Origin of the sequence: Dermabacter sp. HSID17554 (genome assembly GCF_003989295.1) — a bacterium.
Classification (GTDB): domain Bacteria; phylum Actinomycetota; class Actinomycetes; order Actinomycetales; family Dermabacteraceae; genus Dermabacter; species Dermabacter vaginalis.
The window spans coordinates 1-16128 of sequence record NZ_RBLW01000002.1; the positions used below are offsets into that span (position 1 = coordinate 1).

At 59.6% G+C, this 16128-nt stretch carries 9 protein-coding genes and 2 tRNA genes; 2 read left to right on the forward strand and 9 right to left on the reverse strand.

The window, feature by feature from the left end:
- On the reverse strand, positions 1 to 6643 hold a 6643-nt coding region (locus D8M36_RS10285; protein WP_238638364.1), incomplete at its 3' end, for a Cna B-type domain-containing protein.
- Between the two features lie 335 nt (positions 6644 to 6978).
- On the opposite strand from D8M36_RS10285, the gene D8M36_RS03180 reads away from it, so the two are divergent.
- Complete coding sequence (locus tag D8M36_RS03180; RefSeq protein WP_126846679.1) at positions 6979 to 7356, forward strand: iron chaperone; 378 nt, start codon at positions 6979 to 6981, stop codon at positions 7354 to 7356.
- Positions 7357 to 7450: 94 nt separating this feature from the next.
- Here D8M36_RS03180 and D8M36_RS03185 read toward each other — a convergent pair whose 3' ends face one another.
- Positions 7451 to 9103, reverse strand: coding sequence for an ABC-F family ATP-binding cassette domain-containing protein (locus tag D8M36_RS03185; RefSeq protein ID WP_126846681.1), 1653 nt, complete (start codon positions 9101 to 9103; stop codon positions 7451 to 7453).
- A gap of 59 nt (positions 9104 to 9162) precedes the next feature.
- Here D8M36_RS03185 and D8M36_RS03190 point away from each other — a divergent pair, with 59 nt between their 5' ends.
- Positions 9163 to 10425, forward strand: a complete 1263-nt coding sequence (locus D8M36_RS03190) for a GNAT family N-acetyltransferase (RefSeq protein ID WP_161970194.1) — start codon at positions 9163 to 9165, stop codon at positions 10423 to 10425.
- 48 nt (positions 10426 to 10473) lie between these two features.
- Here the strand turns inward: D8M36_RS03190 and D8M36_RS10050 are convergent, their stop codons facing one another.
- The 7 genes from D8M36_RS10050 to gyrA form a co-directional block, all read right to left on the reverse strand.
- The gene (locus D8M36_RS10050; RefSeq protein ID WP_153246498.1) at positions 10474 to 10644 is read right to left on the reverse strand and encodes a hypothetical protein; all 171 of its coding nucleotides are present in this window, start codon (positions 10642 to 10644) and stop codon (positions 10474 to 10476) included.
- Between the two features lie 94 nt (positions 10645 to 10738).
- The gene (locus D8M36_RS03195; protein ID WP_126846685.1) at positions 10739 to 12019 is read right to left on the reverse strand and encodes an ATP-binding protein; all 1281 of its coding nucleotides are present in this window, start codon (positions 12017 to 12019) and stop codon (positions 10739 to 10741) included.
- Between the two features lie 193 nt (positions 12020 to 12212).
- Positions 12213 to 12285: transfer RNA gene (locus tag D8M36_RS03200), tRNA-Ala, on the reverse strand.
- Positions 12286 to 12292: 7 nt separating this feature from the next.
- Positions 12293 to 12421 carry a DLW-39 family protein gene (locus D8M36_RS10290; RefSeq protein ID WP_223845731.1) on the reverse strand — a complete coding sequence of 43 codons (129 nt, stop codon included), beginning with the start codon at positions 12419 to 12421 and terminating at the stop codon, positions 12293 to 12295.
- Between the two features lie 19 nt (positions 12422 to 12440).
- Positions 12441 to 12514, reverse strand: a tRNA-Ile gene (locus D8M36_RS03205).
- A 115-nt stretch (positions 12515 to 12629) separates the two neighbouring features.
- The gene (locus tag D8M36_RS03210; protein ID WP_238638365.1) at positions 12630 to 13418 is read right to left on the reverse strand and encodes a DUF3566 domain-containing protein; all 789 of its coding nucleotides are present in this window, start codon (positions 13416 to 13418) and stop codon (positions 12630 to 12632) included.
- A 22-nt stretch (positions 13419 to 13440) separates the two neighbouring features.
- Positions 13441 to 16068, reverse strand: coding sequence for a DNA gyrase subunit A (gyrA, locus tag D8M36_RS03215; RefSeq protein ID WP_126846689.1), 2628 nt, complete (start codon positions 16066 to 16068; stop codon positions 13441 to 13443).
- Positions 16069 to 16128 lie beyond the last annotated feature (60 nt).

Sequence of the window (16128 nt, forward strand, 5' to 3'; positions counted from 1 at the left end):
TCCAACCGTTCTCGGCGTTCAACTCGACGGGATCACCAACCGGCGACTTCCCCCCACCAGTCGACTCCATGAGCTGAACCTTCACCGGCATCGTCAACGCCGGATCAAGATCCTCACCCTCAAACGACTTCCAGACTTTGTTTACCGCAACTTCGGTCGTGGGCGGTGTCGGCGGAGTCTGCGTATTCGTGATCGTGAAGCCACTTGCCGCATCGCCCGTCACCTCGGAGGTGAAGCCCTCAACAGTCAGCTCCTCAACCGAGTACGAGATCGAAACCTTCTTGCCCTCAACGAGCTTCCACTCCGGAAGATCCTTGAACGTGTGCGTCCAACCGTTCTCGGCGTTCAACTCGACGGGATCACCAACCGGCGACTTCCCCCCACCAGTCGACTCCATGAGCTGAACCTTCACCGGCATCGTCAACGCCGGATCAAGATCCTCACCCTCAAACGAGTTCCAAACCTTGTTCACCGAAACTTCGGTCGTGGGCGGTGTCGGCGGAGTCTGCGTATTCGTGATCGTGAAACCACTTGCCGCATCGCCCGTCACCTTCGAGGTGAAGCCTTCGACCTCAAGTTCCTCAACCGAGTAGGTGATGTCAATCTGTTCCCCGTCCACCTTTTCCGAAACAGGAAGCCCACCGAACGTGTGCGCCCAACCGTTCTCGGCGTTCAGTTCAACTGGCTCACCCACCGGCATCTTCTCAGCGCCAATGGACTTCATGAGCTGAACCTTCACCGGTGTGGTTGCCGACTCTTCAAGAGCCGAGCCATCAAACGCTTGCCAAGTCTTCTTGACAGAAACCTCAGATACCGGCGGAATCTGTGTATTAGTCACGGTAAAGCCATCTTTCGCGTTACCTGTGACCTCAGACTTGAATCCGTCAACCGCCAGCTCTTCAACGGAGTAGGTGACGTCAGCTTGCCCGCCGTCAATACTCTCTGAGACTGGCAACTTGGTAAACGTGTGCGTCCAACCGTTCTCGGCGTTCAACTCGACGGGATCACCAACCGAGGTGGTCTTACCGTCAACCGTTTTCATCAATTGAACATTCACGGGAACCATGGAGTCCGCATCGAGATCGGAACCATCCGCGGCCTTCCACACCTTGTTGATGTTCACTTCAGTCGTGGGCGGAGGAGTCTGCGTATTCGTGATCGTGAAACCACTCGTCGCATCGCCCGTCACCTTTGAGGTGAAGCCGTCAACAGTCAGCTCCTCAACCGAGTAAGAAATATCGGTTTTCTTGCCCTCAACGAGCTGCCACTCAGGCAAATCCGTGAATGCGTGCGTCCAGTTGTTATCAGCATTCAACTCGACCGGATCACCAACGGGGGTTGTTTTCCCGTCAACGGTCTTCATCAGCTGAACCTTCACTGGTACCGTCAACGCCGAGTCAAGATCCGAACCATCAAACGACTCCCAGACCTTGTTCACCGAGACTTCCGTCATCGGCGGTGTCGGCGGAGTCTGCGTATTCGTGATCGTGAAACCATTCGCCGCATCACCAGTCACCTCAGAGGCGAAGCCCTCAACAGTCAGCTCCTCGACCGAGTACGAGATCGAAGCCTTCTTACCGTCCACAAGCTGCCACTCAGGCAAATCATTGAACGTATGTGCCCAACCATTCGCCGCATTCAACTCAACCGGATCACCAACGGGGGTTGTCTTTCCGTCAACGGTCTTCATCAACTGGACCTTCACCGGAGTCATCAACGCCGGATCAAGATCCTTACCCTCAAACGACTTCCAAACCTTTTTCACCGAAACTTCGGTCGTCGTCGGCGGAGTCTGCGTATTCGTGATCGTGAAGCCACTCTTCACGTCACCCGTCACCTTCGAGGTGAAACCTTCGACCTCAATCTCCTGAACCGAATAGGAAACATCGACCTTCTTGCCATCAACGAGCTGCCACTCAGGCAAATCCGTGAATGCGTGCGTCCAGTTGTTATCAGCATTCAACTCGACCGGATCACCAACCGGTGTGGTCTTACCGTCAACAGTTTTCATCAATTGAACATTCACGGGAACCACGGAGTCCGCATCGAGCTCGGAGCCATCCGCAGCCTTCCAAACCTTGGTGACGTTCACTTCAGTCACGGGCGGAGGCGTCTGCGTATTCGTAATCGTGAAGCCACTCTTCACGTCACCGGTGACAGCCGAGGTGAAACCATCAACTTCAAGCTCCTGAACCGAGTAGCCGATATCAACCTGCTTGCCATCGATCTTCTTGGTCAGCGGCAAACCAGTGAACGTATGCATCCACCCGTTGTCAGCTTTCAACTCGACCGGCTCACCAACCGGGGACTCCTCCCCGGCAACGATCTTCATCAACTGAACCTTCACCGGAGTCATCAACACCGGATCAAGATCCTCACCATCAAACGACTCCCAGACCTTATTCACCGAGACTTCGGTCATAGGAGGCGGAGTCTGCGTGTTCGTGATCGTGAAACCATTCGCCGCATCACCGGTCACCGTCGAGGTGAAACCTTCGACCTCAAGCTCCTCAACCGAATAGGAAATATCGGTTTTCTTGCCCTCAACGAGCGTCCACTCCGGAAGATCCTTGAACGAATGCGTCCAACCATTCTCGGCGTTCAACTCGACTAGCTCGCCAACGGGGGTGGTCTTCCCGTCAACGGTCTTCATCAACTGGACCTTCACCGGCATCGTCAACGCCGGATCAAGATCCTTACCCTCAAACGACTTCCACGCCTTGGTCACCGAGACCTCAGTCGTCGTAGGCGGAGTCTGCGTATTCGTGATCGTGAAACCACTCGTCGCATCGCCCGTCATCTCAGAGGTGAAACCGGGAACCTCCGCTTCTTTAACGGTGTAGGTCACCGGGTTTCGCTTACCGTCGACAATCTCGAACTGCGGCAAATCCTTGAATGTGTGCGCCCAGTTGTTTTCAGCGTTCAACTCGGCCGGACCACCCACCGGGGAGTTCTCCCCGTCAACGGTCTTCATCAACTGAACCTTCACCGGAGTCATCAGCGCCGGATCAAGATCCTTACCCTCGAACGACTTCCAAACCTTGTTCACCGAAACTTCGGTCGTCGGAGGCTGAGTCTGCGTATTCGTCACGTCAAAGCCAATCTTCGACACGCTCTTCAGTACAGACTTCGGGCCAGGACCATCAACCTGCTTCACGTAATAAGTGACATCAACCGACTTACCGTCGACAGTCTCGAACCGGGGCAATTCCTTGAACGTATTAGTCCACTCATTCCCGGCGTTCAGTTCAACTGGGTCACCCACCGGCATCTTCTCAGCGCCAATGGATTTCATAAGCTGAACCTTCACCGGATCTTTCTTGGCCATATCCGTAACGGTGAAGCTCATCGTCTTGCCAGCCGAAACATCGTAAGCAAAGTCCTCGAGGCCTAGCTCCATCACTGAGTACTCAATCTTCACCTTCTTACCATCAACCGTTTTGGTTTCCGGAAGATCGTTGAACGTACGCGACCAATCATTGCCGACGTTCAACTCAACCGCGTCACCAAGCAGAAACTTCTCCCCACCTGTTGACTCCATCAGCTGTACCTTCACCGGTGCGGTCGCAGCTGGAGCGGAGATTGTCAGACCGTCCTTCGCACTACCGCTCAACTCGACAATTGCAGGCTCGACACTCTGCTCTTGTACGGAATACCTGGGCTCCACCCGCTTACCGTCGACAACCTCGAACCGGGGCAATTCCTTGAACGTATGCGCCCAACCATTCGCCGCATTCAACTCAACCGGATCACCAACGGGGGTTGTCTTTCCGTCGACGGTCTTCATCACCTGAACCTTCACCGGCATCGTCAACGCCGGATCAAGATCCTTACCCTCAAACGACTTCCAAACCTTTTTCACCGAAACTTCGGTCGTCGGAGGCTGAGTCTGCGTGTTCGTGATCGTAAAACCACTCGCCGCATCTCCGGTGATGCGGAAGTTAAAGCCACTTACGCCCAACTCCTTGGTCGAGTACGTAACGTCAACCTGCTTACCTTCTACTTCCTTCGTCGCCGGAAGATCCTTGAACGTGTAGGTCCAGTCGTTATCGGCATTCAACTCGACCGGCTCGCCAACCGGGGACTTCTCCCCACCTGTTGACTCCATCAGCTGAACCGTCACCAGCGTGATCGCAGCTGGAGCGGAGATCTTCAGACCGTCCTGCGCACTACCACTCATCTCGACGGTCACAGACTCAACACCCTGCTCTTCTACGGAGTAGTTGATCTTGACCTGCTTACCTTCTACTTCCTTCGTCGCCGGAAGATCCTTGAACGTGTAGGTCCAGTCGTTATCGGCATTCAACTCGACCGGCTCGCCAACCGGGGACTTCTCCCCACCGGTTGACTCCATCAGCTGAACCTTCACCGGCGCGTTCGCAGTCGGAGCGGAGATCTTCAGACCGTCCTGCGCACTACCACTCATCTCGACGGTCACAGACTCAACACCCTGCTCTTCTACGGAGTAGTTGATCTTGACCTGCTTACCATCAACGGTTTTGGTGGTCGGCAGATTCTCGAACGTGTGTGTCCAACCGTTCTTGGCATTCAACTCGACCGGCTCGCCAACCGGGGACTTCTCCCCACCGGTTGACTCCATCAGCTGAACCTTCACCGGCGCGTTCGCAGTCGGAGCGGAGATCTTCAGACCGTCCTGCGCACTACCACTCATCTCGACGGTCACAGACTCAACACCCTGCTCTTCTACGGAGTAGTTGATCTTGACCTGCTTACCGTCAACCGTCTTGGTTTCCGGCAGATCCTTGAACGTATGCGTCCAGTCGTTATCAGCTTTCAGCTCAACCGGTGCGCCGAGCTCGAACTTCTTACCCTTGACCTCGCCAACAAGCTGCACCTTCACCGGAACCTTTGACTTCTCGTCAAGGTCCTTACCGTCGGCGGTCTTCCAGTCCTTGGTGACCTTGACCTCGGTCTTGCCTGGAGTTCCGAATACGAGTGTTCCGTTCGAACCTACGCCAGCACCGCGCGGAGCCTTGTTCTTCGTCACGGTAAGTCGAGCCCACGACTTCGCGCGGTTCTTGGCCTGTGCGTCAGCGATCGTTTTCAGACCTGAATTGGCGAGGGCCTTCGGGTAGTCGTGAGTCTTATCGGAGTCTCGACCGGTGCCGTCGAACACTTGCTTTTTTCCGGGGTTGTCCGCGTCAAAACGCGAGGCGTTACCGGATGCTCCATCCTTGTAGAAGTCCGGCTCAGCGCCACCCAGCATGCGCGAGTCGATTGTCAACCCCGCACGGTTCGCACCCCCGTAATTATCATGAGCGAAATCATCACCCCAACGGCTACCTTGTTCGCCATCAGCCGCGGAATTATCGAACACCGCGGCGCCGTTCGTCACATGCATGACCAGATCGCCGGTCGGGCACAGCCAAATGCCGCCACCGAGCGCAGTCGAGCGCGATGTCGCCGCATTTTCAGTGATGAGAGCATCGTTGAAGTGCGCAGCGTAGGATTTTGTGGCGACGTACACGCCACCGCCCTGCTGGTGTGCAATATTGCCCTCGATAAGGCCAGCATTCAGCTCGACAGCGTTGGAGACCGTGTTCACGCCGCCGCCGGTGCGGGAGGCCGTGTTCTCCTTGATGGAGCCACCGTTCATCGTGAACCCGCCCGGCGAGACCTTACTCCATTCTTCGGGCTTGAACTTGCAGCCCATGCCGTCGCCAGGAACCTCTGCAAAAGAGCCCTCCGCTCCCCACACATACAAATCCATGGCGTTCACGCCGCCACCGTTGGGCGCCTGGTTCTTCTTGATAGTGCCGCCATTCATCGTGACAGCCGCGTTACCGAAAACGTTCACGCCGCCGCCGCCAAAGGCCGCACTGCCATAGGAAATCTCGCCATCGTTGATCACGAGTGTTGAGCGACTCTTCGAGGTATCCTCGCCAAGCTTCGGGCAATTCCCAAGCCAGTTGGTGACGTTGATGTTGCCAGCCCAACCGTGATTACCGGTGATCTTCCCGCCGTTCAGTTCAAGGTGCGAGCCCTTAAACACCCCGACGCCTCCGGCCTCGTTGTAAGCATCCCACCGTTTCGCGGCATATCCTTTGGAGATTTCGCCGCCATTCATCACCATGGTCGCGCCGTTGTTCAGCGCAACGTTTGCAGCTCCGTTTTGCGTTGTCGACGGCTCGTTTTTGCGTTGGTTGTCGGTAATTGCACCGCCGTTGAGCGTGAACTTTGCCTCGGGCCCGTCAATGGTCACCGCGCCCTGGCCTGCACTGGAGATCTTTCGGGCTCCCTTGATGCTGCCGGCGTTCATCACCAATTCGCCGCGGACGTAGACGGTGGGCGCGAAGCTATTACCCTTGACGACATTGTCGTGCTGGGCGCGTGAATTGATGACGAGTCCCTCGCCGTTGCCGGTGCCGTCGGAGAGCGTGAGTTTGCCACCCTTTTCCACACGGATGAGACTGCCTGTGAATGTGCCATCGTCGCGGATAATCTTGGCTCCACCACTCCATGGAAGAACTTCCGCACCCACCAATTCGATGTCGGCACCTTTGGGAATGACCAAGGTTTTCGTCAGCAGCGTTTCCATACCGTTGCCGATCTCGATCCGAGTTGGCGTCGTTCCGGCCTCGGTGATGAGCTGTTGGAGCTGATCTTGCTCGCAGAAGAGCACAGCCCCCTCTTTGTAACACTTGAGCACCTGCCGTTCTGTTGGCTGCGGCGCCCCCATCGCCGCTGACGGGAAGCCCACCACCCCCGCCAACATCAACAACAAAGTTAGACACGCTGCAACAAAAGGCGCCCCGCGTTGGGCGCGAAGTTCACTGCTCACTTCTTCGGCTTTCCAGGTGATGCGCCGTGGCCCATGGTCCACCGGCGACTTTATAAAATCATGCCAATCCCACTTTATACCCAGGTCATGGGGACAAAATACCGTTACCACCGGGGCGGCAACCGTGGGAACCAGCTCCCCCACACTTGCTTCGGCCCCTGCACTAAGGTGGCACCGTGACAATCCGAACGCTAAACGAATTCCTCGACACCGTGCCCGACGGCCCCAAACGCGAGCGCATGATCGAGGTGCTCGAATGGGTGCAGGCGACGTACCCGGACCTGGAGATGCGGATCGCGTGGAGCACGCCGATGTTCACGCATCACGGCACGTTCATCATCGGGTTTTCGGCCGCGAAGATGCATATGTCCGTGTCCCCCGAGAAAGCGACCATGGACCATTTCGCGGGGTTCATTCAGGAGCGCAGCACCGACCGCACGGCGATGCTTGCCCGCCAGCCGTGGAGCAAGCCGTTTGATTACGAGCTGCTCGCGGAGTTCATCGACTACCAGCTCGCGACGAAAAAAGACGTCACGACCTTTTGGCGCCCTTAAACTCGGGCCATTCCCGTACATGCGTGGCTGAGGTGGTGAAAAACGACCCGGTTAACGCCGAAAGTGGCGTCCACACCTCGATTTTTCACCACCTTCACTCGGTAACACCAAAAGCGGGCGAGGGCGCGAGAGTGAGCCGCCGCCCCTCCCAATGCTCAATGAGCCAGCGGTCGTGGCTCGCAATGATGAGGGTCCCCGTCCATTCATTGAAGGCCTGCTCGAGCGCCTCAACCGTAGCGAGATCGAGGAAGTTGGTGGGTTCATCAATGACGAGGAACGACGGCGCCTCGGCAAGCGCGAGGGCAAGCTGGGCGCGTCGTTGATTGCCCGCCGAAAGGTCCTCGATTCGTGTGTGCCACATCGAGGGATGCAGCATTCCGGCGCCGCGCTCCCCTACCCCCTCAGTCCATACCTCGCGCGTGAAACCGGGATCGTCAATGTGCGGTAACCGCTGCGGCACGAACCCTACGGGACGGTCGCTTGAGATGCTGCCACTCGCCTCGGCTCCTTCGGGCGAGGCTCCCGACGCGATCCAATTGAGAAAGGTTGTTTTCCCTGCGCCATTCCCGCCGGTCACGAGTAAGTGCTCTCCACGCGCAAGATCAAGGGTGAGCGGCGCCATGCGCTCGTGAACGGCGGCATCTCGCGCCGAAAGGGCGAGGCCGGGGGCGTGGTGCGCGGGTGCGAGGGGGAACGTCAAGTTGTAGGAACGGGGCCGACGGACCTCCCGCTCCTCGAGTGCCTCTAGGCGCCTGTCGTCATTTCGCTTTCGTCGCGTAGAGGTTGCCTGCGCACGATCGGCAAAGAACTTCTTCGCCATTCCTTGAGCCTCCGAGAGCCGCACCCCGCCGCGTGCGATCGATTGTGCGGCATTCCTGTGTGCACGAATCTCCCGTTTTTCGCTCTGCTGCTCGGCGTGGATGTCGGCGTGCGCCCGGTGAGCCTTCTGTTTCGCCTCGAGGAATGCCGAGTATGCGCCATTGGTGCGATACACGCCGTGCAGATCGTGTCCTTCGGCCGTTGCAAGGGCCTGCCAGGTCGCGACGTCCAGGTCGTAAATCGCCGTCGCCGTCTCATCAATGAAGGCGCGGTCATGGCTCGTCATCAGTACCGGCCCTTCCCACTGGCGCACGGTGCGCGCAAGGAAGTCCACGCCCTCGGCATCAAGATGGTTCGTGGGCTCGTCGAGAATGAGCACCTCGGGCCGCGCGATAAGCATCGCCGCAAGCGGGAGCCTCCCGCGCTGACCGGGGGAAAGTGTTGCCACCTCACGTTCGCGGCCCTCCCCCGTGAGCATCGGAAGGCCTAGCCTCGCAAGCACTTCATCGATGCGCGACTCAAGCGACCACACATCGCGCACTGTCATCTGCGCAAGTAGAGCGTCGTATTCGCGAGCATCGTCGGGGCTTTCATCCCCGTTCGCCGCCATGTGGGCTGTGAGGCGTTCAAACATCGTGCTGAGAGCGCGCACGGGCCGAAGGGCTTCATCGAAATAGTCGCCAACACTCCCGGAAAAGTTTTCTGCCGACGGAGGCTGGCGAGCGTCGGACCCCATTCCTTCCCATACAACCGCGCCACTATCCGGGCGAAGTTCCCCGAGCGCGAGCCGTAAAAGCGTCGTTTTTCCGCAGCCGTTCGGGCCCACCAGGAATGCACGCTCGCCTGCCCCCACCCGAAAGCTGACCCGATCAAGGAGGGGGCGCGACGTGAACGAAAACGACACCGCATCGAACATAAGTGCAGGCATCGCACGCTCCTCTCCCCTGCCACAGGTCCCCCAGACCCTACTTTGCTAGGGTTCCAGGCGTGAATCTCAAGTATGAAACCCATCACGTGACAAGCGCCAACCCAAACGATAACCCATGGTATCCCGCCTGGCTCACCGCCGTCCAGCAGGGATTCCACGATCCCTACCCCTCACAGAAATTCCTCGAGCACCAACTGAAAATCGACGCGGAGCGTAAGGCGACCGCTCGCACGGTTCTCGACGATGAGAGCCGCAAGTACGGCCTCGGCAAGGATGTTCCCGTCGCCACGTTCATGGATTGGACGGGCGAGCTCAACGTGGGTGGCAAGGTCATCGACTGCCACCAGATCAGCGAAGTCACCGTTCTCGCCTCCCACCGCCGCCAGGGCATCGCCACGACCCTCATGACCGAGTCGCTCACGGACGCAAAAGAGAAGGGCCTCGCCGTTGCCGCTCTCACCGCGACCGAAGCCGCGATCTACGGCCGCTTCGGTTTCGGCCCCGCCATCTTCAGCACCTCCGTCGAGCTGCACGCCGGCTCGGGCTTCAGCGTGTCCGCACCCATCACCGGCACGTGCGAATACATCGACGTCACCCAGCTCGCCGAGGCCTCCCATCACGTCTTCAAGAAGTTCCACGCGCGCCAGACCGGCTCGATCAGCCGCTGCGCGCCCGAGATGGAGATCCGCAACGGCTCCATCGACAAACCCACGCGCGAAACGAACAACAAAACCCGCGCGATTGGCCATTGGAACGAGAAGGGCGAACTCGACGGTTACGCGACGTGGCGCCTTGAAAGCCGCGGCGGCGCCCTCGATGTCATCGACTTCGTGCCGTGCAATACCAACGCGAGCATCGCGATGTGGTCGTTCCTCGGCTCGCTTGACCTCGTGCGCCGCGTGCGCTTCGACAACGCCCGCAACGACGAGCACCTTCCCTGGGCCCTCGCCGATCGCCGCCGCTACCAGATCAACGAGCACAACGACTTCCTGTGGCTGCGCGTGATCGACCCGGCCGCGCTGCTCGAGGCCCGTAACTACTACACCGAGGGTGACGTCACCTTCCGCGTGGTGGACCCGATGGGGATTGCCGACGGCACCTGGCGTCTCACCGTGAAGGACGGCAAGGGCGCGTGCGAGCCTTACGAGGGCGAGCCGCAGGTGGAGATCGATGTTCCGGCTCTCGGCTCGACTCTCCTCGGCGGCGTCAACATTCAGGCCCTCGAAACTGTGGGCTGGGTGCGCGGTGACGAGGACGCGGTCGACAAGCTCGGCATCCTCCTGCAGCGCCGTCGTGAGCCGTGGTGCGTGACCTACTTCTAGACAATGTCGACGCCGCCTCATACTGCGGCGCAAAAGCCCTGGCGTACCTTAGCGACCTTCGGTGAGCTTGTGCGCTAGGGCTTCGTCTTCAAGCTCCGCGGCGATACGGGTCGCCCGGTCGAGATTCACGCGTGAGTTCCCCAGATCAAAGCGCGGAAACGTCGGCTCCGGGGCAGCTGTGGTTGCGCTCCGCTGCTCTTCGTTCTGATTCGCGGTCATGAGGCAATCCTATGTGGGGGCTTCTCGCGGCGAAATGGGCTCGAGGCAAGAATTTTTTCTCGCACCCCTCAGCGGAAAGGCGAAAAGCGCTCATTTACGGGTGCTGCCAAAGACTCGAGACCGGCAGAACGTGGAGGGGGGCTCCTCCATTTTTCATGGTGACTGCGCGCGTTCCCGAGTACAGCACCACGCGCGCCGCGACTCGATCCTTGAAGGGAGCTGATCCCACATCAAGGTTTTTCCACGCGCGTTCCGTCACGGTTTCGGCCGCCTTCACTTCGATGAGAATCAAGCGAGAATCGGCAAGTTCAACGACAACGTCGATTTCCCGATCTCGTTCGCGATAGTGGTGGAGGCTGAAGCGCTCCCGTGACCAGGTCGATTGCGCTCGCAGCTGCTCCCCCACAAACGACTCAAGCGTTGCCCCGAAAAGTTCCGCGCCTCCCGCGACGCGCGTCTTTTCGAGCGTGAGCCCAGATAAAAACGCGGCAAGGCCCGAATCAGCCACGGCGACTTTCGGGCGCTTGACCACGCGATTCGTGAAACCCACTCCCCACCCGGGCGTGACATCAAGAAGGTACATGCGCTCAGCGAGAGCAAGATAGTCCCCGAGTGCCGTCTCGCCAACCCCGAGAGCACGTGCCGTTTTCGCCTTCACGAGTTCCGATTGGCCCTGCTCCGCGAGGTGCCGCAAGAGTGCTCGCAACTGGGAAGGGAACTGGCCTCCCGCGAGCTGAGGCGCATCATGTTCGATGAGTGAAGTGACATACGAATCGAACCACCGTGCTTTGCGACGCTCCCCTTCACGCTGCACGGGAACCGGATAGCCACCAGCGAGGACCATGCCTCGAAGCTCATCCCCGCCGCAGTAGGAGACCTTGCCAGCATTTGCTCCCGCTGCGCCATCAAGAATCCACGAGACCCAATCCTCGGGCTCTGCCCGTTCCATAATTTCGCCAGCGGTAAGCGGATACACGCGAAGAAACTCCGCGCGACCCGCGAGAGAATCAGAGACACCAGGGGTGCGCAGCAGATCGGACGACCCGGTGATCGCGAATCGGCCCGGGCGCCGGTCGGCATCGATCGTGCGTTTCAACTCAAGTGCGAGCGCCGGAACGCGCTGCGCCTCATCGACCACAAGAGTCTTACCTTGGGCCTGTTGTAAAAACGCTGCCGGGTCCGCTTCCGCGAACGCTCGCTCAAGTGGATCATCGAGGGTGACCATATGAGCGCGTTGTGGATCAACAGCCTGCCCCACGAGCGTTGATTTCCCGACCTGGCGCGCGCCTTGAACAACGAGCAGGGGCGAGTCCTCGAGGATCTCCCGCGCGATTGACACCGCATGCCGGGGAATGTGGGCGTTTACCGAGTTCATGGGCTTATTCTATGCGTCTCCAGGCAAAAAAGCGAGGATTTGCCACCTTATTTCCGAGGATTCGCCACCCTCTACGCGGGGATTTGCCACCTCATTTCCGGGGATTCGCCACCTCGGTTTGGCACCACCGGTCACGCGCATCAAGGCATGAAGAAACCCCAGGTCGGCTCTAGCCATCCTGGGGTTTTATCTGTGGAGCTAACGGGACTCGAACCCGTAACCCCCTGCTTGCAAAGCAGGTGCGCTACCAATTGCGCCATAGCCCCCGGTATGTCAGCGAGTCTGTTCTTCGGCTTCTTGCCAAAGATCATCCCTCAACTGTTTTTCTTCAACTTTCCGCCAGGCAAAAAGGCCGACGGCGGTGGAGGCGATGAGCAAAAGAAGTGCTCGTACAAACTTCACGATGCCTCCGTTCGTTGAGTGGGCCTAGCTGGACTTGAACCAGCGACCTCTGTCTTATCAGGACAGCGCTCTAACCGACTGAGCTATAGGCCCTCCTGGAGCAACTTGCGCAACTCCAACGAGGAAACACTCTAGCCCAGTGCGGGCCCTTCGCACAAACGCGAGGGCGCATGTGTATGAGACGCCACACGGGCTAGAGGGCTGCGGCTTAGTTATCCGTCAGCGTGACCTTCAAACCGCCAAGCAGCGAGGCCACGATGTTGTACAGGAACGCGAAGAGCGTGCCGAGCGCGGTAATGATCACGACGTTGAGCACGGCCACGATCACCGAGTACGAAAGCATCTTGGAGAACTCGAAGTACTCCAAGAACGGCAGCGGCTTGCCGCTGTTGAAGTCAGTACCGATCTGGTTGATCTGATCCCACAAGCCGATCGCATCGACGATCTGCCACAGAAGAGCCACCGCGACCACGAGCGCAATACCGAACGCAATCGCCACGAGGAACGACAGCTTCAAGACGCTCCACGGATCAAGCTGCGAAAGCGTGAGTTTGACGCGGCGGCTGCCCTGGCGGGGTGCCTCCTGCGCGGGTGCCGTTTCGTGTGCCCCGGGCACGGGCCGTGCGGCCGGCTGGTGGGTTGTGCGGCTGCGCGGCACCGGCTGCGCACCGGTCTGCGCGCGGTTTGCCTGGGCATCGTGCGCGCCACGGCTCTGGCCACCGGCTTTTGCGCCGTGGCTCTGCCCGGCGTGGGGGGCAGCAGCGCGGTCCGACGCTTGCTCGCTTGCCGCGTTTCCTTCTTTCGCACCCTGTGCCTGAGCATTCTTCTTGGTGCGGGAGGTCGACTTCGGCTCGTCGGTTTCGCCGCTCTTAATCGCGTCGATCCGGCTCGTGACGCCCTCCGAGAGCGCGGCGGTGGCGTTGCGGGACTCGGCGCTCTGCTCGGGCCCGCCCTGCTTCGCAATCGGCTGGGTCTTGTCGTCGCTAGTGGAACTCACGGTGTTCTCCTCGCTCATTCGATCAGTCCGAGACTACGGCATCGCCGGCATCATCACTGCCAGCTTCTTCCGCCTCGTCATCCGGTTCGCTTTCCTTGAACACGTTGACGAGGATGATCGAGTCTTTCTGGTCGGGCTTTGCGAACACAACGCCCATGGTGTCACGGCCCTTGGAAGGCACGCCCGCGACGGAGGACCGCACGACCTTGCCCTTCTCCATGAGCACGAAAACTTCGTCAGTTTCCTCAACGATCGCGGCACCCACGAGGTGACCGCGGTCGTTCGGGAGCTTCGCGACTTTAATACCCAGGCCACCTCGGCCCTGCACGCGGTACTCATCGATCGAAGAGCGCTTCGCGAAGCCGGAATCGGTCACGGTAAACACGAACGTGTCGGGGTGGGCAACATCCATCGCGAGAAGCTCATCGTCACCGCGGAACTTCATGCCCGTCACACCGCCCGTGACGCGGCCCATCGGGCGCAACACGTCGTCGGAAGCGGGGAACCGCACACTCTGGCCGTTCTTGGACACGAGCAACAGGTGATCGTCACCGTTGACAGCGCGGGCCGCCACAAGCTCGTCGGTGACGAGGGAACCGTCGGACCCCTCAAACTCACGCAGGTTGATGGCGATCAGGCCGGCACTGCGGTTCGAGTCAAACGCGCTCATCGCGGTCTTCTTAACGATGCCGTGCTTCGTGGCGAGCACGAGGTACTCAGCTTCGTCGTAGTCGCTGATCACGAGCACGGAACGGATCGACTCGTTCGGCTGGAATTCGAGAAGGTTCGCGATGTGTTGGCCCTTCGAGTCGCGCGGCGCCTCGGGCAGCTCGTAGCCCTTGATGCGGTACACGCGGCCGAAGTTCGTGAAGAACAAAAGCCACTTGTGGGTCGTCGTGGTGAAGAAGTGGTCGACCACGTCGTTCTCGCGCAGGCTCGCGCCGCGCACACCCTTGCCGCCGCGCTTTTGCGCGCGGTATTCGTCGGTCTTGGTGCGCTTAACCCAGCCGCCGCGCGTAATCGTGACGACCATGTCCTCTTCGGGGATCAGATCCTCAACGGAAACATCGCCGTCAAACGGCACGATCTGGGTGCGGCGCTCATCGCCGTACTTCTCGACGATCGCCTCGAGCTCCTCGCTCACGATTTCGCGCTGGCGCTGCTCGCTCGCAAGGATCCCCTCGTACTCGAGGATCAACGCGGCGAGGCGATCATGCTCTTCGGTGATCTTCTGGCGCTCGAGCGCGGCGAGGCGGCGAAGCTGGAGCGCGAGGATCGCGTTCGCCTGGATCTCGTCGATGTCGAGAAGCGCGATAAGAGCCGTGCGGGCCTCGTCCACGTCAGGCGAACGGCGAATGGTCGCGATCACCTCGTCGAGCGCGTCGAGAGCTTTGAGGTAGCCGCGGTAGATGTGGATCTGCTCTTCCGCCTTGCGCAGGCGGAAGCGGGTGCGGCGCACAATGACGTCGATCTGGTGCTTCGTCCACTCGCGCACGAACGAATCGATCGAGAGCGTGCGCGGCACGTCGTTGACGATCGCGAGCATGTTCGCGGAGAAGTTCTCCTGAAGCTGAGTTTGCTTGTACAGGTTGTTGAGCACAACCTTCGCCACGGCATCGCGCTTGAGGGTGAGCACGAGGCGCTGACCGGTCTTACCCGAGGTTTCGTCGGTGATGTCGGCGATGCCCTGGATGCGGCCGGCCTTGACGAGCTCGGCGATCTTACGTGCGAGATTGTCGGGGTTGACCTGGTAGGGAAGCTCGGTCACCACGAGTGCGAGGCGGCCGTTGATCTCCTCGGTCTTGACGACGGCACGCTGCGTGATCGAACCGCGACCCGTGCGGTACGCCTCCTCGATCCCCTTACGACCCGTGATGGTCGCGCCGTTCGGGAAATCGGGGCCCTGGATGCGTTCAATGCACGCCTCGAGAAGCTCTTCCTTCGTGGCTTCAGGATTCGTGAGCAGCCACTGCACCGCAGAAGCGACCTCGCGAAGGTTGTGCGGCGGAATGTTGGTCGCCATACCCACGGCGATACCCGCCGAGCCATTCACGAGGAGGTTCGGGAAGCGCGAGGGCAACACCACGGGCTCATCGACCGTGTTGTCGTAGTTGCCCACCATGTCCACGGTGTCTTCGTTGATATCGCGCACGAGCTCGAGGGCGAGCGGCGACATCTTGCACTCGGTATACCTCGAGGCCGCGGCGCCGTCGTCACCGGCCGAGCCGAAGTTGCCCTGGCCGAGCACGAGCGGGTAGCGCAAGTTCCACGGCTGCACGAGGCGCACGAGAGCATCGTAAATCGCGGAATCGCCGTGCGGGTGGTACGTACCCATGACCTCGCCGACGACCTTCGCACACTTGCTGAAGGAGCGCTCGGGGCGGTAGCCACCGTCGTACATGCCGTACACAATGCGGCGGTGCACAGGCTTGAGGCCATCGCGCACATCGGGGAGTGCACGCCCCACGATCACGCTCATCGCGTAATCGAGGTAGCTCTTTTGCATCTCCTTGTTCAGATCAACCTGGAAGATCTGATCGCCCTCGTCCTCGTCGATCGCGTCAACGGTTGTGGTGAGGCCCTGCGGAATCGCGTGTTCGAGATCCTCGGCGCTTCGCGGGCCCTGATCTTCGATGTTCTCGTCGCTCATGTCCTTCTCCCCTAGTCTTCCTCGCGTGAATGCTCTCTCAATAACCGCTGCTTACCCCTC